The following is a 21,190-nucleotide window of genomic DNA, read 5'->3' as shown; positions in this document are numbered from 1 at the left end:
GTTTGTCGCCCACCGACCTCAGAGCCAGTTGCGCGGGTTCACCGGGGTGCCGTTCTCCCGGGTCTCGAAGTGCAGGTGGCACCCCGTGGAGGTGCCGGTGGTGCCCTCGAAACCGATGACCTGACCGCGCGCCACCTGCTCGCCCGGGGACACCGCGAAGCCCTCCAGGTGCAGGTATGCCGTCGTGAGGTTCACCCCGCGCAGCACGCCGTGGTCGATGACGACGTAGTTGCCTCGGCTGTCGTCGTAGGGCGTGCTGTGCACGACGCCGTCGGTGGCCGCCATGATCGGGGTGCCGCACGGTGCGCCGTAGTCCAGCCCCGAGTGCAGCAGGTACAGGCCCAGCACCGGGTGTAGCCGGTTGCCGAACTCGCTGGTGGTCGGTGCGTTCACGGGGTGCGAGAGCCGACCCGAGGAGGCGTTCTCGGCCTCCTGGCGCTGCTCCTCCGCCTCCCGGGCGGCCTGCTCCTCGGCCGCTCGACGGGCGGCCGCCTCCTGGTCCGCGGCCTGCTGCGCGGCCTGCGCGGCGCTGGCTGCGGCCTCCGCCTCCGCCTGGGCTGCGGCCGCCCGCCGGTCGGCCTCGGCCTGCGCGGCCGCGTCGGCCCGCTGCTGCGCCTCGACGGCCGCCACCCGCTGGCGCTCCGCCTCACGCTCGGCCGCGCGCTGGCGCTCCGCCTCACGGGCGGCCTCCCTGGCCGCGGCCTCCTCGGCCGCCTTGCGCTGCCGCTCCTCCTCCGCCTTGCGGGCGGCCTCGGCCTCCGCGATCCGGGTCAGCTCCGCCTGCTCCTGCGACTTCAGGCCGTGCTTGGTCTCCGCGAGCTCGGCCAGCTCGGCCTCCAGCTCCTCGGAGCGCTCCTGCTGCGCCTCCAGCGAGGCCTCGACCTTGGCCTTCTCGGCCTCCAGCTCGGCCTTGGCCGTCTCCTGCTCGGCCTCCAGCTGCTCCAGCTCCGTGGTCGCCGCGTCCGCCGCCGCCCGTGCCTGCTCCTTGGCGATGACGTTGGCCTCGGCCTTGGCCAGCAGGTAGTCGATGTCCGTCCGCACACCGGCGAGCCGGTCCTGCTCGACGACCTGCTCCGCCTCCTGGGTGGCCAGCTGCTGGATCTGCTGGTCCTGCACCCGCAGCACGGTGCGCGCCATGGACATCTGGTCGACCGCGTCCGCCTCCCCGGACAGCAGCTCGAGGGTGGAGGCGAGCGAGCCCATACCCCCCTCCTTGTAGCTCTCTCGGGCGATCGCCCCGACGGTGCTGCGCGTCTCGTCCTGGGCGGAGGCGTTCTCAGCCAGCCCCTCCTCGATCCGCGTCTCGTCGGCGCGGGCCACCGCCAGGTCGCCCTCGATCCGCACCGTCTCCGCCTCGGCGTCGGCCAGGTCGAACTCCGCCTCCTCCAGCACGATGCGGGCGGCCTCGACCTGGGCGGTGGTCTCCTGCAGCCGTTCGTCCGCGGCCACCAGCTCGCTGCTGGTGTGCTCCAGGTGCTCCCCCAGCTCCTCCGCGCGCTCCTGCGCCGCGTCCCGGTCCGAGGAGGACTCCCCCTGCTCGCGCTCGACCTGCTCCATGCGCTCCCGGATCTCGTCGAGCTCTTCGGAGGCCAGCGCCGGACCGGCGAGACCGACGACGCCGACGAGGGCCAGGACGAGGGCGCGTCGCATCCGCCGCGGGCGCACGGCCCGTCCGGCGGCTGCGTCGGCGCGCTGCGTGGTGGCGCGGGTGGTGTCCATCGTTGTTCCCTTCTCAGACCCGTACGTGGCGCAGCAGCGCCATCCAGGCGGTGACGACAGCCAGCAGAAGTGCTCCGCCGACCAGGAATGGGGTGATCATCCAGAGGTCCCGTTCGTTGACCAGGCTGATCAGGCCGCTCTCCCCCGCGAGCAGCTCGGAGAGGTAGCCGCTGACGCCGAAACGCACCGAGAACCACAGCAGCCCCACGGCCAGCGCGGACCCGAGCACCATGGCGACCACGGTCTCCAGGACGAACGGCAGGTGGATCGAGAAGGCGGAGGCCCCGACCATCCGTTGGATGGCGATCTCACGACGTCTGTTCCACGCGGTCAGCCGGATGGTCGTCGAGATGAGCAGCACGGCGCAGACCACCATCGCGACGGCCAGCGCCAGCGCCCCCCAGCTGAGCGCCCCGAGGAAGGCGAAGAGCCGGTCCACGACCTCCCGCTGGTCCTCCACGCTGTCGACCCCGGGCGCCTGCTCGAAGGCGGCCCGGATGACCTCGTACTTGCCGGGGTCGGCGAGGTTCACCCGGAACGAGGACGGGATCGACTCCTGCGGGACCGAGTCCAGCACCGAGGAGTTGCGGAACTGCTCCTGGAAGCGCTGGTATGCCTCCTCGTTCGACTCGTAGAAGTACTCCGTCACCAGCGGCTCCAGCCCCTGCAGGTCGCTCTCGATCTGCTCCCGCTGCTCGTCGGTGACGGCTCCGGACACACAGCCGGCCGCGTCGGTGGAGTCCGGGGTGCACAGGAAGATCGAGACCTGCACCCGGTCGTACCAGTAGCCCTTGGCCGTGTCGACCTGCGCCTGGGCGAGCAGCCCGATCCCGAGGAAGAAGAGCGAGACCATCGAGACCAGGACGACGGAGACGAACATCGAGAAGTTGCGCCGCAGGCCGTTGCCCATCTCGGCCAGCAGGAAGCCCGGCCTCACGGGGCCACCACCTCCCGGTAGCCGCCCTCGGCCTGGTCGCGGACCACACGCCCCTGGTGCAGCTGCACGACCCGCTTGCGGAACTGGTCGACGATGGTGGTGTCGTGGGTGGCCATCAGCACGGTGGTGCCGGAACGGTTGATCCGTTCGAGGATCGCGACGATCTCCTGGCTGGTGTCCGGGTCCAGGTTGCCGGTCGGCTCGTCCGCGAGCAGGATCGGCGGCTTGTTGACCATCGCGCGGGCGATGGCCACCCGTTGCTGCTCTCCCCCGGACAGCTCGTGCGGCAGCCTGCGCCCCTTGTCCGGCAGCCCCACCAGGGCCAGCGTCTCGGGGACCCGCTGGCGGATCTCGTGCCGCTTCACACCCAGTACCTGCAGGACGTAGGCGACGTTCTGGTAGACCGTCTTGCCGGCGAGCAGCCGGAAGTCCTGGAAGACGGTGCCGATCTGGCGGCGCAGCAGGTGCACCCGCCGGTGCGGCAGCTCGCCGAGGTCGTGCCCGGCGACCAGTACCCGTCCGCTGCTGGGGTGCTGCTCCATGATCACCATCCGCAGCAGGGAGGACTTGCCGGAACCGGACTCGCCGACCACGAAGCAGAACTCCCCGCGGGTCACGTCGAGGTCCACGTCCTGCAACGCCCAGGGGTCACCCTTGGCGTAGCGCAGACTGACGCGATCCATCGTGATCATCCGGGCAGAACTCCAACGGTCGTGGGCCAGGGAACCTGAAGGGACGTATGGGACGAGTGGGCAGACTGTGACGACCGTGGCACACGTTAACCGATGGGACGTTGCGTCAAGGGTTCCCACGCCGGGGTGTGCCGAGTCGTCGCGAGGGTGAACATCTGGTCACGACTGCGGCGGAGCCCTCCCCTTCGTCGGAGGTGGCGGGTAGGTTCCATGGCGGATCGGTGCCGCCCCGGCCCGGTCCGTGACGCCGTACCGAGGAGCCACACCACATGCAACCACCCTCCCTGGCCCGCCGCGGGCTGGCAGGCCTGTCTACCGCGGCCCTGGCCGTCACCGGCCTGGTCACCCTGGCACCGGTGGCGAACGCCGCCGGTGAAGGCCTGATCATCAACGAGGTCTACGGCGGTGGGGGCAACTCCGGCGCCACCTTCACCAACGACTTCGTCGAGCTCTACAACCCCACCGAGGAGTCGATCGACCTCGCCGACACGGTGGTGAGCTACTACTCGGCCAGCGGCAACCTCGGCAACGCCTGCACGCTCGAGGGGACGGTGGAGCCCGGCTCCTTCTTCCTGGTCCAGCAGGGCGCGGGCGCGGGCGGCACCACCCCGCTGCCCACGCCGGACGCCGAGTGCGGCGCCAACATGTCCGGCAGCCAGGGCAGTGTGGAGCTGGTCACCGGTGACACCGTCGTGGACCTCGTCGGCTACGGGGACGTCGAGCTCTTCGAGGGCACCCCCGGCCCCGGCCTGAGCAACAGCACCTCGGCCAGCCGCACCGACTTCGTCGACACCGACGACAACGCCGCCGACTTCAGCACCGACGAGCCGTCGCCGCAGAACAGCGGTGGCGGCGGCGTCGACCCGGGCCCCGGCCCGGGTCCCGAGCCGGACCCCGTGCAGGCCTCGATCGCCGAGATCCAGGGCCCCGGGGACAGCTCGCCGCTGGTCGACCAGCCCGTCATCACGACCGGTGTCGTGACCGCCGCGTACCCCACCGGCGGGTTCGACGGGGCATACCTGCAGACGCCCGGCACCGGGGGCGCCCCCAAGGTCCCCGGCGACGCCTCGGACGGCATCTTCCTCTACGCCCCTGACGACGTGGACGACCTGACCATCGGCCAGTGCGTCAGCGTCGAGGCGACGGTCGGCGAGTACTTCGGCCTGACCCAGCTCGCGGACCCGGTCATCACCGACGCGGGCGACTGCGACGCGGTGACGAGCACGCCCCTGGCCACCCTGCCGGTGACGGACGCCGAGAAGGAGGTCTACGAGGGGATGCTGGTGCAGCCGGAGGGCACCTACACCATCACCAACAACTACCAGCTGAACCAGTACGGACAGCTGGGTCTCGCCCTGGGCGAGGAGCCGCTCTACCAGGCCACCGACATGGTGCTGCCCGGCGCCGAGGCAGAGGCCTACGAGCAGGCCAACCTGGCCCGCTACATCACCCTGGACGACGGCTCGAGCTGGGACTACCTGCGCAACGAGACGGCCCAGTCGTCGCCGCTGCCCTACCTGTCCCAGGAGGAGCCGCACCGGACCCGGTCCCAGGTGAGCTTCACCCAGCCGGTGGTCATGGACTACCGCTTCCAGTGGAACTACCAGCCGACCGGCCAGGTGGTCGGCTCGGACAGTGGGTCCGACCCGATCGCCTCGGAGAACGACCGTGAGGTCGAGGCTCCCGAGGTCGGTGGCGACATCCAGATCGGCGCCTTCAACGTGCTGAACTACTTCTCCGACCTCGGCCAGGACGAGGCGGACTGCGACTTCTACGAGGACCGCTTCGGCAACCCGGTCGGCACCGACTTCTGCGAGGTCCGCGGCGCCTGGAGCGAGAGCGCCTTCGCCGACCAGCAGGCCAAGCTCGTCACCGCCATCAACGGCACCGACGCCGACGTGCTGGGCCTGATAGAGATCGAGAACTCGGCCGGCCTGAGCTACATCGACCACCCCCGCGACAAGGCGGTGGCCGACCTGGTCGCCGCGCTCAACGAGGAGGCCGGTGAGACCCGGTGGGCCTTCGCCCCCTCCCCCGAGGTCGTGCCTCCGGGTGAGGACATCATCCGCACGGCGTTCATCTACGACCCGGAGACCGTCGCGCTCGACGGGCCCTCGATGATCCAGCTGGACGACGCCTTCGCGAACGCGCGCTACCCGCTCGCCCAGGGCTTCACCACCGAGGACGGCACGTCCTTCGTGGCGGTCGCGAACCACTTCAAGTCGAAGGGTTCCGGTGAGGACGACGGCACCGGCCAGGGGCTGGCCAACCCGGCACGCATCGCCCAGGCCGAGGCGCTCAGCGCCTGGTCCGAGGAGATGTTCGCCGACGAGGCGGTCTTCCTGATGGGTGACTTCAACGCCTACAGCCGCGAGGACCCGGTGCGGGTCTTCGAGGACGCCGGCTACACCAACCTGGCGCGTGCCTTCGAGCCGATGTCGACCAGCTACCAGTTCAGCGGCCGTCTGGGCTCGCTGGACCACGTCTTCGCCAACGAGGCGGCCGGTGAGCTGGTGACCGGCGCTGCCGTCTGGGACATCAACGGTGACGAGTCGATCGCCTTCCAGTACAGCCGGCGCAACTACAACGTCGTGGACTTCCACAGCGACGACCAGTTCGCCAGCTCGGACCACGACCCGGTGCTGGTGGGTCTGGGCACCGAGGTGGACGAGGACGTGCCGGTGGACCGGATCTCGGGCAGCAACCGGTATGTCACCGCGGCCAAGATCGCGGCGGCCTACCCCGAGGGCGTGGACACCGTCTACATCGCGACCGGTGACCAGTTCGCCGACGCGCTCTCCGGTGCCGCCTCCGCCGCCAGGGGCATGATCCCCAGCACCACCGGCGAAGCAACCGTGGCACCCGACGGCTCCCCCGCCCCGGTCCTGCTCACCCGCACCGGCAGCCTGCCCCAGGCCACCATCAGCGCGCTGGAGGACATCGCCCCCGAGAACATCGTCATCCTCGGCGGCGAGGTCGCCGTCTCCGACACCGTCGAAGACACCCTCGAAGGCTACGGCGACGTTACCCGCATCGCGGGCACCGACCGTTTCGAGACCTCTGCCCTGATCGCCCGCCAGTACGGCCAGGTCGATCACGTCTACGTCGCCACCGGCCAGAACGAGGCCTTCGCCGACGCCCTGTCCGGATCAGCCCTGGCCGCCACCGAAGGCGTCCCGGTCCTGCTGACCCGTACCGACTCCGTCCCCGGATCCCTGACCAGCGCCCTGGAAGCCCTCGGTAACCCCGAGGTCACCGTCCTGGGCGGCACCGTCGCCGTCAGCGAGGAGGTCTACACCGCCCTCGGTGCCACCGACCGCCTCTCCGGCGGAAACAGGTACGGAACCTCCGTGGCCGTCGCCGAACAGTTCGGCTACGACCAGGACAACCCCGCACCCCTGGTCCACGTCGCCACCGGCCTCGACTACCCCGACGCCCTCGCCGGATCCGCACTCGCCGGATACCAGCAGGTCCCCGTCATGCTGAGCCGCACGGACGACATCCCCGCCCAGGTCCTGGACACCATCGTGGGCATCGACCCCGCCCAGGCCATCCTCCTCGGCGGTACCACCGCCCTCACCGACACCGTCCGCGACACCCTCACCGCCGCCCTCAACGGCGACGGTGACGACCTGCGCTGACGGGGCACCGGCCTGTGGCCGGTCACCTGGACGACGCGGCCCGTGGGACCTTCCGGTCCCACGGGCCTTGTCGTGCGTCAGGCGTCGTCGCGAGGGACAGTCGTCCCCAGAGCCGTCGTCGCCGTCGGTTCCCCGACGACGGTGGACTCAGCTGTCGTCCTTCTCCTGACCGCGCTTCCAGCGGATCCCGGCGTCGATGAAGTCGTCGATCTCGCCGTCCAGCACCGAGGACGCGGAACCGACCTCGTGCCCGGTGCGCAGGTCCTTGACCATCTGGTAGGGGTGCAGCACGTAGGAGCGCATCTGGTCACCCCAGGACGCCTTGACGTCGCCCGCCATCTCCTTGCGCTCGGCCGCCTCCTCGGCCTGCTTGAGCAGCAGCAGCCGGGACTGCAGCACCCGCAGCGCGGCGGCGCGGTTCTGGATCTGGCTCTTCTCGTTCTGCATCGACACCACCGTGCCGGTGGGGATGTGCGTCATCCGGACCGCGGAGTCGGTGGTGTTCACCGACTGGCCGCCGGGGCCGGAGGAGCGGAAGACGTCGATCTTCAGGTCATTCTCGGGGATCTCGATCGCGTCCGTGGACTCGGTCAGCGGGATCACCTCGACCGCGGCGAAGCTCGTCTGCCGGCGCCCCTGGTTGTCGAACGGGCTGATCCGCACCAAGCGGTGGGTGCCGGCCTCGACGGCGAGCGTGCCGAAGGCATACGGCACCTTGACCTCGAAGGTCGCCGACTTCAGCCCGGCCTCCTCGGCGTAGGAGGTGTCCAGCACGGTGGTCGGGTAGTCGTGCCGCTCCGCCCAGCGCAGGTACATCCGCATCAGCATCTCGGCGAAGTCGGCGGCGTCCACGCCGCCGGCACCGGAGCGGATGGTGACGACGGCCTCGCGCTCGTCGTACTCCCCGTTGAGCAGGGTCCGCACCTCCAGCTGGGTGACCGCCCTGCGGAGCGCGGCCAGGTCCCGCTCGGCCTCCTCGAGCAGGGCGGCTCCCTCCTCGCCACCCTCCTCGCGTCCGAGCTCGATGAGCGCCTCGAGGTCACCGACCCGGGCGTCCATCCCGGTGACCTTGTCGTGCTCGGCCTTCATCCGCGACAGCGAGGACGTCATCTGCTGCGCGTTCTCCACGTCGTCCCACAGGCCGGGGGCGCTCACCTCGGTCTCCAGCTGGGTGATCCGTGTCTGGAGCTGCTCGAGGTCGGTCACCTCTCGCACCGACGCCATGGTGCTGCGGAGCTGCTTGATCTCGGTCTCGAAGTCGACTGCCACAAGGAACAACACTACGGCAGTGCCGGACCGGTATGCCGTGGCTGCCGCCGTCCCGGTCGTCCCGACCGGGTGCGGGTACGTTGTCGCCCATGAGCGAGGCGACGGTGGACGAGCAAGGACGGCCCGAGCCGCCCCTGGCGGCCGGGGAGACACAGACGCTGCTGGGCTTCCTGGACTTCCTGCGCGCGACGGTGCGGTGGAAGACCCAAGACCTCAGCACCGAGCAGCTGCGGCGAAGCCTGCCGGGGCACCCGAGCGGGATGACGCTGGGCGGACTGCTCAAGCACCTGTCCTACGTCGAGGACAACTGGTTCACCGAGGTGGTCGGTGGCGCGGCGTCGATGCCCCCGCCCTGGGACACCGTGGACTGGCAGGCCGACGTGGACTGGGACTGGCACAGCGCGCAGGAGGACGACGCCGACACCCTGCGGGCGCTCTGGGAGGCCTCGGTGGAACGGTCACGGGAGGTCGTCGCGGTGGCGGCGGCCGCCCCGGTGACCGAGGGGACCGACGCCGGGTCACCCGACTCGCTGGCGGTGACACATCCAGCCTGGGGCGGGCGGGCCAGCGTCTCGCTGCGCTGGGTCCTCACCCACATGGTCGAGGAGTATGCCCGGCACAGCGGTCACGCGGACCTGCTCCGAGAGGCGCTCGACGGCAGCACCGGGGAGTAGCGGACCCGGGCGCACGGCCCGGGCACGGCCACGGCGCCGACCTCTCCAGGCTGAGGCTCAGGCGGAGACGCGAAGCCGCTGCTGCGCGGACAGGTGCTCCTGCAGGTAGTGCAGTGCCTCCAGGGCGCTCCAGCCCTGCGGGTGGCGGGCGATCAGCTCGGTGGCGCCGGCCAGGTCCTGACCGAGGGTGACGAGGGTGTCCTCGGCATACCCGTCCTTGCGTTCCTGGCCGAGGCCGATGTTGGCCATCAGCCCGTTGCACAGGCACTTGCGCCCGACCGTGTCGGCCTCCTCGCCGCCCTTCTTGAGGTACATGTGCACCGGCTCGGCGGCGCAGCGGTAACCGACCTCGCCGTCCTCGCGCTCGTAGGGCTGACGCAGGTAGGACAGGTCGCACAGCCGGGGGCGGGCCTCGTAGACCTCGACCTGGCTCGCGGTGCCCTCCAGGGTCGCGACCTTGAACGGGAAGCCGGTGGGGCTGGCCCGCGGGTCGTTGCGCACGGTGAGCTCACCGGTGCGCAGCTGGTCCAGCAGCCGGGTGCGGGCCTCGGGCGCCAGCCCCGAGTCGTCGGAGAGGGCGAAGAGGGTGCCGACCTGCACGCCGACCGCGCCGACGGCCACGGCCTCGGCCACCTTCTCCGGGGTGGCGTAGGCGCCGGCCATCCAGAACGGCAGCCCGAGCGCGGAGATCTTCGCCAGGTTCGCCTCGTCCCGGTCGCCGTAGATCGGCTCACCGGCGTCGTCGAGCTGCATCTTGCCCCGCGGCGGCGCGGAGTGCCCACCGGCCGGCGGGCGCTCGACCACGAACCCGTCCGGGCGGATGTCCGGGTCGCGGTGCAGGTAGTTGGCCAGCTGGTCGACCGAGATGATCGCCAGGAAGTCAGGCCTGGCCAGCGGCGGCAGGTCCTCACCGAGCAGGTCCAGCGGGTCGGCGGTGATGGTGCGACGCAGGCTGCCCCCGGCCACGTCGGCCGACAGCCGACCCGGCTCCCCGGCAGCCAGGGAGCGCAGCAGCTGCGGGATCTCCCGGGGTATGCCGGCGCCCATGAGCACGTAGTCGACGCCCCCGAGCATCGCGCCCAGGAGGGCGGTCGGGTTGGCCATCTGGACCTTCTCCAGGCAGTTGATGCCGACCAGTCCGTCGTGGCCTTCCTTGGCCAGCCAGACCTCGGCGAAGTTGCCCACCACGCCCAGCTCCTGACCGGCGCGTGCGGTGTCCAGGGTCAGCTTCGGGATCGGCTTGTACGGGGTGCCCTTCGGCTTCCCGCCCTCGATGAAGTACTTGTCCAGCACCCGCTCCGCCATCGGGCGGCTCGGGAACGCCGCGAGCGCGCGGCGGTAGTGACCGCCGGGGTCGCCGTCCTGGAGCACCCGGCTGATGACCGCGTCCATCGCCGTGCCCGAGACGACACCGAGATGACCGTCCCGGGAGACCGCCCGGGCCAGGCGCCACCCAGAGACGGCCACACCCATACCGCCCTGGATGATGGTCGGCGCGGGACGCCGGGCAGGGGTCATCGTCAGCGTCGTGGTCTCGGTCTGGACAGCGGCCATGTGAGGGGGCACCTCTCCTGGTCGGGGGTAAACCTACGCAGACGTAGGTTTCGGTAACGTAAGTTACGGTAACGTAGGTTGGCCCGTTTGTCAGGCCCATCCGTCCCCCGGGTGCGCCGCTCATCCTCGGACGGTGACCCGAACCCCCTGCTCGACCAGCTCGAAGCGCACCGCGCTCAGGTCCTCGACCACCAGGTCGGCGAAGTCCGCCAGCTCCTCCTGGGCGCCGGTGGTGCGGACGGCGAGGGTGGCCGCGCCGGCCGCCCTCCCGGACTCCAGACCCGCGGTGGCGTCCTCGACCACCAGGCACCGGGCCGGGTCCGCACCCAGCCGGCGCGCGCCCAGCAGGTAGGGCTCGGGGTCCGGCTTGCCCCGGGTGATGTCGTCTGCGGTGATCAGCACCGCCGGTGCGGTGATCCCGGCGGCCTCCAGCCGCAGCTCCGCCAGGGTGCGACCGGCGGAGGTGACGATGGCGGCCCGCTCCCCCACCGCGGCTAGCGCCTCGACGGCCCCCGGGAGCGCGACGACTCCCTCGAGGTCCTCCAGCTCACGTCGGTCGATGTCGGCGGTGGCGGCATCGACGTCCAGCTCCGGCGCCACCCGCTGGACGATCCCGCGGCTGGTCACTCCGTGCAGGTTGCCGAAGCGGTCGTAGGGGACCTGGTGCTCGATCGCCCAGGACCGCCAGGCGCGTTCCACGGCCTCGCGGGAGTCGGCCAGGGTGCCGTCGTTGTCGAAGAGGATGGCCTCGAAGGTCTCGCTGGTGATGTCTCGCACCACCGCATCGTCTCAGGACCGACGGGGCGCCGGTTCACTCCACCAGCTCGGAGCGGGCGCTGGAGCGGACGGTGATGCTGACGCCCCCGCCGAAGGCGCCCAGCAACGGGCTGAGCATGGGGATCTCCGCGGTACCGGTCAGGGCCACCACCGCGGTGCGCCCGTCCGGGGACCCGGTGCCCTCGGCGATCGTCCAGGCGCTGACCCGGCTGGGGCGTGGGCGCCGGTCCAGGTGTGCTGCCGCCGCCTCCACGACCGTGGCGTCGCTGACCGGTAGCCCGGGCCCCAGCCCGCCGCCGTACAGCTGCTCCTGGGCCAGCGCGTCGCTGGCGTCCAGGGCGGCCGCGTCGGCGGCGTCCAGCAGCTGGACCCGGCCCAGCTGCACGGCCGTGACGCCCACCACGGCCACGATGATCGAGAGGGTGACCGCGACCATCCCGATCAGCAGCACGCTGATCTGGCCCCCGTCCCGGTCCGGCACCTCAACCATCTCCCCGCCCGAACTCCTCGACGGGCTCCAGGTGCGCCGCCGTCAGGGTGATCCGGGTGGGCACCGCGTCCCCGACGAAGTCCGGCACCAGCGGCAGCGGCACGTGGACCTCGGTCTCGACCAGCACCGAGGACCCTGGTGCCAGGCAGGCGGCGTCCGGGCACCGGACCACGACGCCACCCTCACCCTCGCCGAACCCGTGGGCGTCGTAGACCAGACCCGCGGCGGCGCGGGCACGCTCCGGGGCCGCCTCCACCACCGGCGCGGTGACGAACGCCCGACCGGCCTCCCGGGCGGCGGCCGTGACGGCATACGCCCCGGCCTGGAGGCGCCCGAGGGTGCCGACCAGGTAGAACAACGGGACCACCAGCAGCACCAGCAGGAAGGCGACCTCGACCGTCATCGACCCGCGCTCCTGCAGCAGCCGTCGCCGCACCGGGACCGGGCGGGTCGTGCAGGTGGGCGGGGCAGTGCGGGCGCGTCGGGCAGTGCGGGCGCGTCGGGCGATGGGAGGCCTCATCCCTGGTCCTCGGCGTAGGCCTGCCCGGTGACCGTCATGGCCCCACCCGGGCCGAACGGACCGAGGATCGGCAGCCGCACCTCGGCGGTGAGCTCCACCACCTCGACCCCGGCGACGGAGCGTCGGGTGCCGGTGAGGACCGCGCCGTCGGCGATGCCGGACATGCTGGCGCTCATCAGCTCCCGTGCACGGGCCACCCCCTCGGCGGGGGTGGCGTCCGCACGCGCCCCGACCCGGGCACCCTCGATGACGTGCGCGGTGGCGGTGTTGTGCACGTGCAGGGCGAAGGCGAGCTGCATGGCAGCCAGCAGCAGGACGCTGACCAGACCGGCCAGCATCGCGAACTCGGAGGCTGCCGCGCCCCGGTCGGGCGCAGACCTCCTCATCTCACTGGCTGACGCTGCTCACGGCGCTGGTGAAGAGACCGGTAAGCAGGGGCTCGGCCACCAGCCACAGGGCTGCGACCAGCCCGGCGGTCATGATGGTGATGAGCACCCAGCCGGGCACGTCCCCGCGCTCCGGTTCCTCGCGCCAGGCCTGGAACCCCGCAGGGATCTCGACCAGATGGCGGGTGATCTTGTGCGACATGACTTCCTCCTTGGACGGGAACAGCGATCTACAGCGCGACCCGGAGCATGCTGACGCCGGGAAAGACGGCGAAGAGGACGGTGACGGGGAGGATCAGGAAGACGACGGGGACCATCATGGTGATCTCGCGTCTGCCACCCTGCTCGATGAGCTCCTGGCGCGCGGCTTCCCGGGCGTCCGCCGCCTGGGCGCGGAGAACCTCCCCCAGGGGCGTGCCCCGCTGCAGGGCCACGACGAGGCCGTCGACGAAGCGGGCGACCGCGGGCACCCCGGTGCGCCGGCCCAGACCCTGGAGCGCCTCCGGCAGGCTGGCTCCGGTGCGGGCGTGGGCCAGGCACAGCTCCAGCTCGGCGGAGAGCTCTCCCCGGGAGAGTCGCGCCACCCGCTCCAACGCCTGGGCGGTGCCCTCCCCCGCGGTCACCGACAGCGCGAGCAGCTCGGCCAGGGCAGGGAACTCGGCCATCATCCGGCGTTGCCGACGGGTGGCGGCCCGGCTCAGCAACGTGTCCCTCGCCACCACCCCGGCGACGAAGGCGCAGCCGACCAGCACCAGCAGAGCAGCGACACTGGCCCCCCGCGTCCACCAGAGCACCGTCCCGACAGCCACCGCCGCCCCGGCGGTCGCCGTGCCCCACACCACCTGCTGTACCCGGAAACCATCTACGTCCGCCGGGAGGCCGGCCTGGTGCAGGCGCGTCCGGACGGAGTCGGTGCCGCCCAGCAACCGGTCCAGGGACCTCGCCCCGCGCAACGCGAGGGGCGCCAGCAGGTCCCCGAACCGCCAGGGGCGAGGGTCGTCGACCGCGAGCAGCCGGGAACGGCGGGGCACCCGGTCCAGGTACGGCTCGATGCGCGCGTCCAGGTCGACCCGTCGGCCCAGCGGAAGGCCCACCCAGATCAGGATCAGCCCGGCGGCGAACGGGAGGGCCAGCACAGCCCCTGCCCAGGCCGGGCTCATCGCAGCACCCGCACTTCCTCCGGGAGCCGGCCGATGGCGACCATCACCCGGTACGCGATCAGCGACAGCCCGGCACCGACCCCCAGCACCACGGCACCCGCAGGGGTGCCGTAGGCGTCCAGCGTGCTCCCTCGGGTGGCCAGCAGCAGGAGGACCGCCCACGGCGCGGCCAGCGCCAGCCGAGCCGCGTTCACGGTCCAGGACTGCCGGGCCTCCAGCTCTGCCCTGGCGCGGGCGTCCTCCCGGAGGAACGTCGACAAGGTGTGCAGCACCCTCCCCAGGTCGGTGCCACCGACGTCCCGGGCGATCCGGAGCGCCTCCACCAACCTGTCGGCGACCGGGTCGGCGAGCCGGTCCTTGAGCAGGTCAAGGCTCTCGGTGAACCGACCGGACGCCCGGTAGTCGAGCGCGAACTCCGCGAAGGCCGGCCGCAGCTCCTCCGGCCCGCGGTCGCTGAGCTGGACGAGTGCCTCCGGCAGCGCCAGCCCCGCCCGCACGGCCGAACGGACGTGGTCGACGGCCTCGGGCCACACGTCCCGGAGCCGGCTCCGGCGCCGCCTGGCCCGGGCCAGCACCACGGCCAGGGGCAACCACCCGGCGATGAGCGAGAAGCAGAGGCTGACCGTCCACACCCGGGTCACGGCATACCCCAGCAGCAGGACCGCCAGGGCGAGGACCACGCACGAGGCGAGCAGCGTTCGCGGACCGAGACCGCGCACACCGGCCAAGGTGACCTGGTCCTGCAGGATCTCCAGGCGCCGTCGGCCGACGCGGGTCCGCACCCCGGTCTCGCGCGGCCAGAAGGACCACCAGATGCTGGCCAGCCCGAGCCCCAGCACCAGGCCCCACGCCGCGCCGGACATCAGTCGCGGCCCAGCAGCCGGGCCAGGTCGTAACCGGCCCTGGCGAATCGGTCCGCGTGCGGCGGGAACCCGTCGGCGCGCACCAGGTCGGTGCCGTCGGTCACGAAGAGGTCGGCCATCTCCACCACCTCGCCCTCGGTACGGCCCGGTAGCGCCACGATCTCCCGGACCCGCCGCTCACCCCCGGCCTCCAGCGCGAGCTGCACGACGAGGTCGATCGACCCGGCGACCGTCGGGACGACGAAGCTGCTGCTGACGTTCGACCCGGCGAGCAGGGGCAGCGTGCAGAGCTTGGTGACCGCCTCACGCGCAGAGTTGGCGTGCACGGTACACATGCCAGGAAGCCCGCTGTTGAGTGCGATCAGCAGGTCGAGGCTCTCCTCCTGGCGGACCTCGCCGACGATGATGCGGCCCGGTCGCATCCGCAGCGCCTCCTTGACCAGCCGGCGCAACGGCACCTCCCCCGTGCCCTCCAGGCTGGGTTGGCGGCACTGCATGGCCGCGACATCCCGGAGGTTGATCTTCAGATCGAACATGCACTTAGTACAGTAGTTGCCATGGGCACCAGAGCAGCCATCTACCTCCGTCAGTCCCTGGACGCGTCCGGGGAGGCACTGGCCGTCAGTCGTCAGCACGCCAACTGCCTCAAGATCGCGAAGGATCGTGGGTGGAAGGTCGTCGAGGAGTACATCGACAACTCGGTCTCTGCCTCGAACCGCAAGGTGCGCAGGCCGGCCTACGAGCGGATGGTCAAGGACTACACCGAGGGCCGGTTCGAGGCCATCGTGTGCTGGGACCTGGACCGGCTCACCAGGCAGCCCCGTCAGCTGGAGGACTGGATCGATGCTGCCGAGGAGCGTGGCCTGCTCCTCGTCACTGCAAACGGGGAGGCCGACCTGTCCAACGACAATGGCAGGCTGTTCGCCCGGATCAAAGCCTCCGTGGCTCGGAGCGAGATCGAGCGGAAGTCGGCGCGCCAGCGGGCAGCGAACCTCCAGAGGTCGGAGTCCGGTCTGCCTCACGCGGGTCGTCGGACGTTCGGCTACTCCCCCGACGGGACAGAGATCGTCCCGAACGAGGCCGAGGCCTTCAGGAGGGCCGTCGATCGTCTCCTCGCCGGAGGCGCGGTTCATGCCATCGCTCGATCCTTCAACGAGGACGGCCTCACGACGACTGCGGGCAACCCCTGGGCCGCCTCGGGCATCCGAAGCCTGCTGAAGAATCCACGTCACGCCGGGCTGCGCGTCTACCGGTCCGAGGTGGTCGGCAAGGGGACGTGGCCAGCGATCATCGACGAGGAGACTCACCACGCCGTCCGAGCCCTGCTGAGCGATCCGTCCAGGCACAAGGCTGGCCGGCCACGCCGATACCTGCTCACAGGGGTGGCGACCTGTGGCACCTGCGGGGCGACCGTCCGTGGCGTGACCGAGCCCCGAGGGCCGCTCTACTACTGCCAGACCCGGAAGCACATCGCCAGGCGAGCGGAGGACATCGATAACCTCGTCCACGAGTTCGTCATCGCTAGGTTGAGGCAGCCGAATGCCGTCGAGATCTTCGCCCGTCCCCAGCAGAAGGACAAGGCTGCCGACCTTCGCCAAGAACAGAGCCGCCTGCGCACGACCCTGAAGGGCTTGGCCGAAGCCTTCGCGGACGGTGACATCGACCGAGCCGGGCTCAAGGCCGGTAGCAAGCGCGTGAACGATCGGTTGGAGGTCGTGACCACTGAGCTGGCCGACCTGACACGGACCCCGATCCTGGCCGACCTGGCTCGATCCGACGATGTGGCAACTGCCTGGGAGCAGACCGATGTCGACACCCAGCGGACGATCGTCAGCGAGCTGCTCCACGTCACGATCCACTCCCCTGGGAGGGGCGCCCGGACCTTCGACCCTGCGACCGTGAACCTCCGCTGGCGTGAATAACCCGAGGTCAGGGGCCTAGGGAACGACACGGTTGTAACTTCCATCCGGATCGGGTTACAGTCCTGCACTACCAGCACCGGGAAACCGGTCCTCGCCATCGAGCGAGGTGCAATAAGCAATGACGCTTGGGCCTCGAGCTGGCCGAGGGTCCCTCGTGAGAGGGACCGCTGCATGTGTCTAGCGGAGTACCGCGGCTAGAGGAAATCACCCTCCTCTGATGCCGAAGGCATCCCGCTCCCAAGGACACCGCCATGCACGTCAAACTACGCCCTGTTCAGCGACTCAACGGTCTCGCTCTGCAGGCCCACCGCCGGGGTGACCCTAACGAGGTCGCTCGACTGCGCGGAGAGGTCACCCTCAACAAGATCCGCAACCTGCTCTCCCGCTCGTCCCCACTTCAGGACGGTCAAGTGGAGACCGCCAAGGCGCTGATCGACGAGGCGGTCGTCCGATGACCCGTGAGGAGATGCGCGCCTACGCCGAGGCTCAGGCGAAGGCCGCTCCGCCGTTGTCACCGGAGACCAAGGACCGGATCGCTGCTCTGCTCGCAGGGGGTGGTCGTCATGGGTCCGGGAAATGAGTGGACCCCCTCGCACTTGATGCGCGAAGAGGTCCACCAGATGACGCCGACCACGTCTGGACCTGACCCTACTGTGCCCCTGACCAGCAGGAACACCCCTCTGGGGCGCTCTATGCCCCCTCTGGTGTTCCGGCAGCCACTGGCCGTACCTGAGGTCAGATTCCAGCAGCCGGGACCAGATAGGGGCCTCCAGGCTGAGCCCTGGGTCTGCTATCACCGTGGCGATGGTCTGACGTGCGACTGGTGCGATGACATCTGCTGCCTGCTGTGCTGCGACGAAGAGTGCTGTCAGCGCACCGGCGAGGAGTTCTGCCCCTGCTGCAAGTCCGGGCCGGGCGACTGCCTCTGCCCGAGTGAGTGTGGCGAGGAGTGCGAACTCATCCACCTGGGCCTGTTCTCCGAGTCCGAGGACGACGAGGACGGTGATGACTGGTGACTGCCGCAACGAACGACAGCCCCTGGGACCACCCCTACGGCTTCATGGCTCCGTACTACGTCAACGCTGGTTGGCTCGGCGCTCTGCCGCTTCCACCGGGTCGCAAAGAGCCGGTGCCAGCAGGCTTCACCGGGTACAACGGTCTGGACCCGGTGAGGCGCGACATCGAGAAGTGGATCGCGGGTAGCCCATCGTCCAACGTGGCGTTGCGACTCCCCCGCAACGTGCTCGGCATCGACGTCGACGCGTACGAGGGCAAGTCCGGTGGTCACTCGTTGGAAGTCGCCGAGTCTCGCTTCGGCCCGCTGCCGCCAACGTGGAGGACGACGGCCCGCTACCCGGAGGACACCGTCTCCGGCATCCGTCTCTTCCAGGTGCCCGAAGGGCTGAAGTGGCCCAACACCATCGGGCCAGGCATCGAGACGATCCACCACGGCCACCGCTACGCCGTCGCTCCCCCATCCATCCATCCCAGTACCGGCAAGCACTACCTGTGGGTCGACCCGCAGGGCAAGGCCGGCCTGGACTACCCACGACCCGGTTCACTGCCCTGGTTGCCACAGGCATGGGTAGCAGGACTGACAGATGGAGAGATGGCCACGGGTGCTACGGCGCGGGTAGAGCCACCCCCGGACGCCCAGGGGTGGCTTACTCCGGGCGAGCCCTGCCGGGCCGTTCTAGGCCAGCTCGAGCGGCTTACGAGCGCGCTCTCGGTTCAAGGCTCCCGGCACGACGCCACCAGGGACCTCATGCTGTCCGTTCTGTATCTCGGGCAGCAGGGTCACGAGGGCGTCGGGTCGGCCCTGAAGTCGATGCACGACGACTACGTCCGGGCCGTCGGCAAGGACCGAGACGGTGACGTCGAGATCGAGTGGACGAGGATGCTCCACGGTGCCTTCGAGATCGTCGCTGCTTCACCCCGGGAGCCGGAGCCGTGCCGTGGTGACGACTGCGGCAAGCCAACGAAGCTGGAGACCCCGGCTGCACTGGCTGGACCGGAGATGGTCGTTGATCCATCAGCCACGAAGCAGACGCACGACGCCAGCGTCGAGGAAGCGGAGGACTCCCTCTTCTGGGACCGCAGACCGGAACTCCGTCACATCAAGGACTTCGCCCGGTCTCGGATGGCGAGCCCTTGGGCCACCCTCGGGGTCGTCCTCGCCCGAGTGGTCTGCGGAGTCGGACCTGAGGTCGTCGTCCCTCCGATCGTGGGCAAGTCCGCGAGCCTGAACCTGTACATCGGTGTCGTTGGTGCATCCGGGTCGGGCAAGCAGGCGGCGGAGGGCGCAGCCGAGGAGGCCTTCGCATGGAGGTTCAGCCTCGATGTCCTCCCGTTGGGTTCCGGCGAGGGCATGGCGCAGTCGTTCGTTGAGGTCAAGAAGGAGAAGGGACAGCCATCCAGGCTCGTCACGGTCCGGCAACGGGCGCTGTTCCGAGCGTCGGAGGTCGACAACCTCGGGGCGCAGGCTGGCCGCAAGGGGTCCACCCTCATGCCGTCGATCCGTGACGCGTGGATGGGTGACCAGCTCGGCTTCGCCTACAAGAGCGACAACAGGCTCATCGTCGAGCCGCATGCCTATCGGCTCGGCCTCATCGTCGGCATCCAGCCCGAACGTGCCACCGCTCTGCTCAGCAAGGAAGAGCGTGACGGTGGGACACCGCAGAGATTCCTGTGGCTGCCTGCTCGCGACGCGCTCATACCCGACGAGCCACCTGCTGAACCTCCGCCACCTCCGTGGTCACCTCCGGGGACGGCGAAGCTCGTTGAGGACAGGGGACGACGACTCCTGCCTGTCCCGGAGCAGGTGGCGAAGATCATCAGGCAGGCAGCAGTGGATAGGCATCGAGGCAAGACCGAAGCCCTCGATGGCCACGCTCTGCTGGCCCATCTGAAGGTCTCTGCCGCGCTTGCGTTCCTCGCTGGCCGTGCCGCCGTCGGCATGGAGGACTGGGACCTGGCCGGCGTGGTCATGGCTAAGTCCAACGCCACGCGGAGATCTGTCGAGTTGGAGTTGGAGAGCAGCAGGTCGCAGAGCAACCGAGGCAGGGCCCTTAGTGAGGCTGAACGGGACGAGACCAAGGAGGAGTACAAGGAGGACAAGGCCTTGAAGCGGGTCAGCGCGAACCTGCTGCGGAGGTTGGATGACCTCTTCAAAGGTGAGTGGACGAACGCCACGACCCTCATCCAGAAGATCGCATATCGCGACCGTGAGCGGTGGTTCCAGGAGGGCATCGACGCGCTCATGGCTGCAGGCGCCGTGGAGACGCGAGAGCACGAGGGCGTTGTGCAGTACAGGTCGTCGAAGTGAAGCCTGGGGGCTTGTACACGTTGTACATGTACAAGCCCCCAGGGTTCGAAATGCAACTTCGACACGCGCCTGGCCGAAAGCGCGATAGTTCCCTGACCTCGATAAATGAATGAAAATGTGCACTCCTAGGCGAGGAGCAAATTGCACACAGCCTTTGTACACGTACAAGCGTACAAACTTCATGAGTTCGCCACTTGCAATGCATTAATTCACGAGAGGAAATTCTCATGATTGACGAATCCTCAATTCAAGACAGGCTCGTGCCGTGACGGCGCCTTTCCCCCGGATCAGACCGACGTCGGCCCAGCTCCAGGCCCAAGCCAAGTTCCACGAGGCAGTCGAGGAGACGGGCGAAGCACCACCGTGCACTGGGCGACCCGAGTGGACGAGCACCCATCGCCGAGACCGACAGCAGGTCCTCGACGTGTGCCTCAGCCGATGTCGGGTCCTGGATGCCTGCGATGCCCTGAGGCGTGCCTTCCGAGCGAAGAGCGGGGTCTGGGCCGGCATCGACGTGAACAGGTACGAGAAGGAGTCGTGATGCGCAGCACCCGCCAGGCAGCACCCATCCCACCTCCGCCACCTCGGCCCTACCCGTGGGGATACCCCACCGCCAAGGGCAAGGCACGCAGGGACCGGCGCAGGCGCGGGCAACGACTCGGCCACCGACCTCACCGGGCCACGTCCACCACCCACACCCATCGACAGGAGCAATCCCCATGACCCACGACGACACCCCCGAGCGTCGATGCAGCTGGTGCTCATCGACCCTCGTCACCGCCACTGAGTTCGGCTTCCGCTGCCTGCAATGCACCACCGAGACCTACACCGAGGAGATGGACCGATGACCGACAACCAGGACATTGACGGACGGGCACGGGACGCCGTTGCTGAGGCAGCAGGACTCGTCCTCGCTCAAGCAGCCGGTGACAACGACCTGATCGACGCCCTGCTCAAGCCCATGGCCGAGGACCGTGACCTTCCGTCCGCCCTCAACACTCTGCGAGCTGTCCTCGTCGTCGCTGGCCGAGCCATTGAGGCCGACGTGAACTACGCCAACGCCCAAGGTGCGACGTCCACGCCGGCAGTCGAGCAGCTGATCGAGTTCACGAAGATCAGCCGTGAAGGCCACCGACCGACGACCGATGGGTAGGGGCGCTGGAATCACGAACGACGGTTCGTCTCCGCCACTCAGTTCCGGTAGTGATTCCCCACCCAGTGAAATTCAGAGTCCCGTACGCGCACACGGGGAGAACTAGAG

Annotated in this window: 19 protein-coding genes and 1 pseudogene; 7 read left to right on the top strand and 13 right to left on the bottom strand. The window is 69.8% G+C overall.

What is annotated here, in order from left to right; all coding sequences use genetic code 11:
* Positions 1 to 18: 18 nt before the first annotated feature.
* From ACI3EY_RS17145 to ftsE, 3 genes are read right to left on the bottom strand one after another with little or no spacing between them, the layout of a single operon-like run.
* On the bottom strand, positions 19 to 1,719 hold the full coding sequence (locus tag ACI3EY_RS17145; RefSeq protein ID WP_405041265.1) for a peptidoglycan DD-metalloendopeptidase family protein: 1,701 nt from the start codon (positions 1,717 to 1,719) through the stop codon (positions 19 to 21).
* A gap of 13 nt (positions 1,720 to 1,732) precedes the next feature.
* Positions 1,733 to 2,656 (bottom strand): permease-like cell division protein FtsX, encoded by a 924-nt coding sequence (gene ftsX, locus ACI3EY_RS17140; protein WP_405041264.1) that lies wholly within the window; start codon positions 2,654 to 2,656, stop codon positions 1,733 to 1,735.
* Positions 2,653 to 3,339: a cell division ATP-binding protein FtsE gene (ftsE, locus tag ACI3EY_RS17135; protein ID WP_405038198.1), complete on the bottom strand. Its 687-nt coding sequence runs from the start codon at positions 3,337 to 3,339 to the stop codon at positions 2,653 to 2,655. The genes ftsX and ftsE overlap by 4 nt, the downstream gene beginning before the upstream one ends.
* A 278-nt stretch (positions 3,340 to 3,617) precedes the next feature.
* On the opposite strand from ftsE, the gene ACI3EY_RS17130 reads away from it, so the two are divergent.
* Positions 3,618 to 6,989 carry an ExeM/NucH family extracellular endonuclease gene (locus tag ACI3EY_RS17130; RefSeq protein ID WP_405041263.1) on the top strand — a complete coding sequence of 1,124 codons (3,372 nt, stop codon included), beginning with the start codon at positions 3,618 to 3,620 and terminating at the stop codon, positions 6,987 to 6,989.
* A gap of 147 nt (positions 6,990 to 7,136) precedes the next feature.
* Here ACI3EY_RS17130 and prfB read toward each other — a convergent pair whose 3' ends face one another.
* Positions 7,137 to 8,258: a peptide chain release factor 2 gene (prfB, locus tag ACI3EY_RS17125; protein WP_405038200.1), complete on the bottom strand. Its 1,122-nt coding sequence runs from the start codon at positions 8,256 to 8,258 to the stop codon at positions 7,137 to 7,139.
* 89 nt (positions 8,259 to 8,347) lie between these two features.
* Between prfB and ACI3EY_RS17120 the strand changes: the two genes are divergently transcribed.
* A complete protein-coding gene (locus ACI3EY_RS17120) occupies positions 8,348 to 8,932 on the top strand; it encodes a DinB family protein (protein ID WP_405041262.1) in 585 nt (194 codons plus the stop codon).
* A gap of 57 nt (positions 8,933 to 8,989) precedes the next feature.
* Here ACI3EY_RS17120 and ACI3EY_RS17115 read toward each other — a convergent pair whose 3' ends face one another.
* From ACI3EY_RS17115 to ACI3EY_RS17075, 9 genes and pseudogenes are all read right to left on the bottom strand, one after another.
* Positions 8,990 to 10,486 (bottom strand): beta/alpha barrel domain-containing protein, encoded by a 1,497-nt coding sequence (locus ACI3EY_RS17115; protein WP_405038202.1) that lies wholly within the window; start codon positions 10,484 to 10,486, stop codon positions 8,990 to 8,992.
* A gap of 120 nt (positions 10,487 to 10,606) precedes the next feature.
* Complete coding sequence (locus ACI3EY_RS17110; RefSeq protein ID WP_405038203.1) at positions 10,607 to 11,263, bottom strand: HAD-IA family hydrolase; 657 nt, start codon at positions 11,261 to 11,263, stop codon at positions 10,607 to 10,609.
* Between the two features lie 34 nt (positions 11,264 to 11,297).
* Positions 11,298 to 11,753, bottom strand: coding sequence for a pilus assembly protein TadG-related protein (locus ACI3EY_RS17105; protein WP_405038204.1), 456 nt, complete (start codon positions 11,751 to 11,753; stop codon positions 11,298 to 11,300).
* A complete protein-coding gene (locus ACI3EY_RS17100; protein ID WP_405041261.1) occupies positions 11,746 to 12,273 on the bottom strand; it encodes a pilus assembly protein in 528 nt (175 codons plus the stop codon). Before ACI3EY_RS17100 ends, ACI3EY_RS17105 begins: the two co-directional genes overlap by 8 nt.
* Positions 12,270 to 12,659: a TadE family protein gene (locus tag ACI3EY_RS17095; protein ID WP_405041260.1), complete on the bottom strand. Its 390-nt coding sequence runs from the start codon at positions 12,657 to 12,659 to the stop codon at positions 12,270 to 12,272. Before ACI3EY_RS17095 ends, ACI3EY_RS17100 begins: the two co-directional genes overlap by 4 nt.
* Before the next feature lies 1 nt (position 12,660).
* A complete protein-coding gene (locus ACI3EY_RS17090) occupies positions 12,661 to 12,861 on the bottom strand; it encodes a hypothetical protein (protein ID WP_405038207.1) in 201 nt (66 codons plus the stop codon).
* A 28-nt stretch (positions 12,862 to 12,889) separates the two neighbouring features.
* Positions 12,890 to 13,819, bottom strand: a complete 930-nt coding sequence (locus tag ACI3EY_RS17085; RefSeq protein ID WP_405041259.1) for a type II secretion system F family protein — start codon at positions 13,817 to 13,819, stop codon at positions 12,890 to 12,892.
* Entirely contained in the window at positions 13,816 to 14,682 is an 867-nt protein-coding gene (locus ACI3EY_RS17080) for a type II secretion system F family protein (protein WP_405041258.1), read from the bottom strand. Before ACI3EY_RS17080 ends, ACI3EY_RS17085 begins: the two co-directional genes overlap by 4 nt.
* Positions 14,682 to 15,218: pseudogene (locus ACI3EY_RS17075) on the bottom strand (ATPase, T2SS/T4P/T4SS family); the annotation flags it as partial. The pseudogene ACI3EY_RS17075 and the gene ACI3EY_RS17080, both read right to left, overlap by 1 nt.
* 21 nt (positions 15,219 to 15,239) lie before the next feature.
* Between ACI3EY_RS17075 and ACI3EY_RS17070 the strand changes: the two are divergent.
* From ACI3EY_RS17070 to ACI3EY_RS17050, 5 genes are all read left to right on the top strand, one after another.
* A complete protein-coding gene (locus ACI3EY_RS17070) occupies positions 15,240 to 16,604 on the top strand; it encodes a recombinase family protein (protein ID WP_405041257.1) in 1,365 nt (454 codons plus the stop codon).
* Between the two features lie 251 nt (positions 16,605 to 16,855).
* Positions 16,856 to 17,059: a hypothetical protein gene (locus ACI3EY_RS17065; protein WP_405041256.1), complete on the top strand. Its 204-nt coding sequence runs from the start codon at positions 16,856 to 16,858 to the stop codon at positions 17,057 to 17,059.
* Between the two features lie 557 nt (positions 17,060 to 17,616).
* The gene (locus tag ACI3EY_RS17060) at positions 17,617 to 19,929 is read left to right on the top strand and encodes a bifunctional DNA primase/polymerase (protein ID WP_405041255.1); all 2,313 of its coding nucleotides are present in this window, start codon (positions 17,617 to 17,619) and stop codon (positions 19,927 to 19,929) included.
* A 719-nt stretch (positions 19,930 to 20,648) separates the two neighbouring features.
* Positions 20,649 to 20,777, top strand: a complete 129-nt coding sequence (locus ACI3EY_RS17055; protein WP_405041254.1) for a hypothetical protein — start codon at positions 20,649 to 20,651, stop codon at positions 20,775 to 20,777.
* Positions 20,774 to 21,082 carry a hypothetical protein gene (locus ACI3EY_RS17050; RefSeq protein ID WP_405041253.1) on the top strand — a complete coding sequence of 103 codons (309 nt, stop codon included), beginning with the start codon at positions 20,774 to 20,776 and terminating at the stop codon, positions 21,080 to 21,082. Before ACI3EY_RS17055 ends, ACI3EY_RS17050 begins: the two co-directional genes overlap by 4 nt.
* Positions 21,083 to 21,190 lie beyond the last annotated feature (108 nt).

It is taken from the genome of Serinicoccus shuyuelongi (assembly GCF_045032955.1).
Classification (GTDB): Bacteria; Actinomycetota; Actinomycetes; order Actinomycetales; family Dermatophilaceae; genus Ornithinicoccus.
Note: the sequence above shows the minus strand (reverse complement) of the source record. Positions and strands in the feature narration are given on the sequence as shown.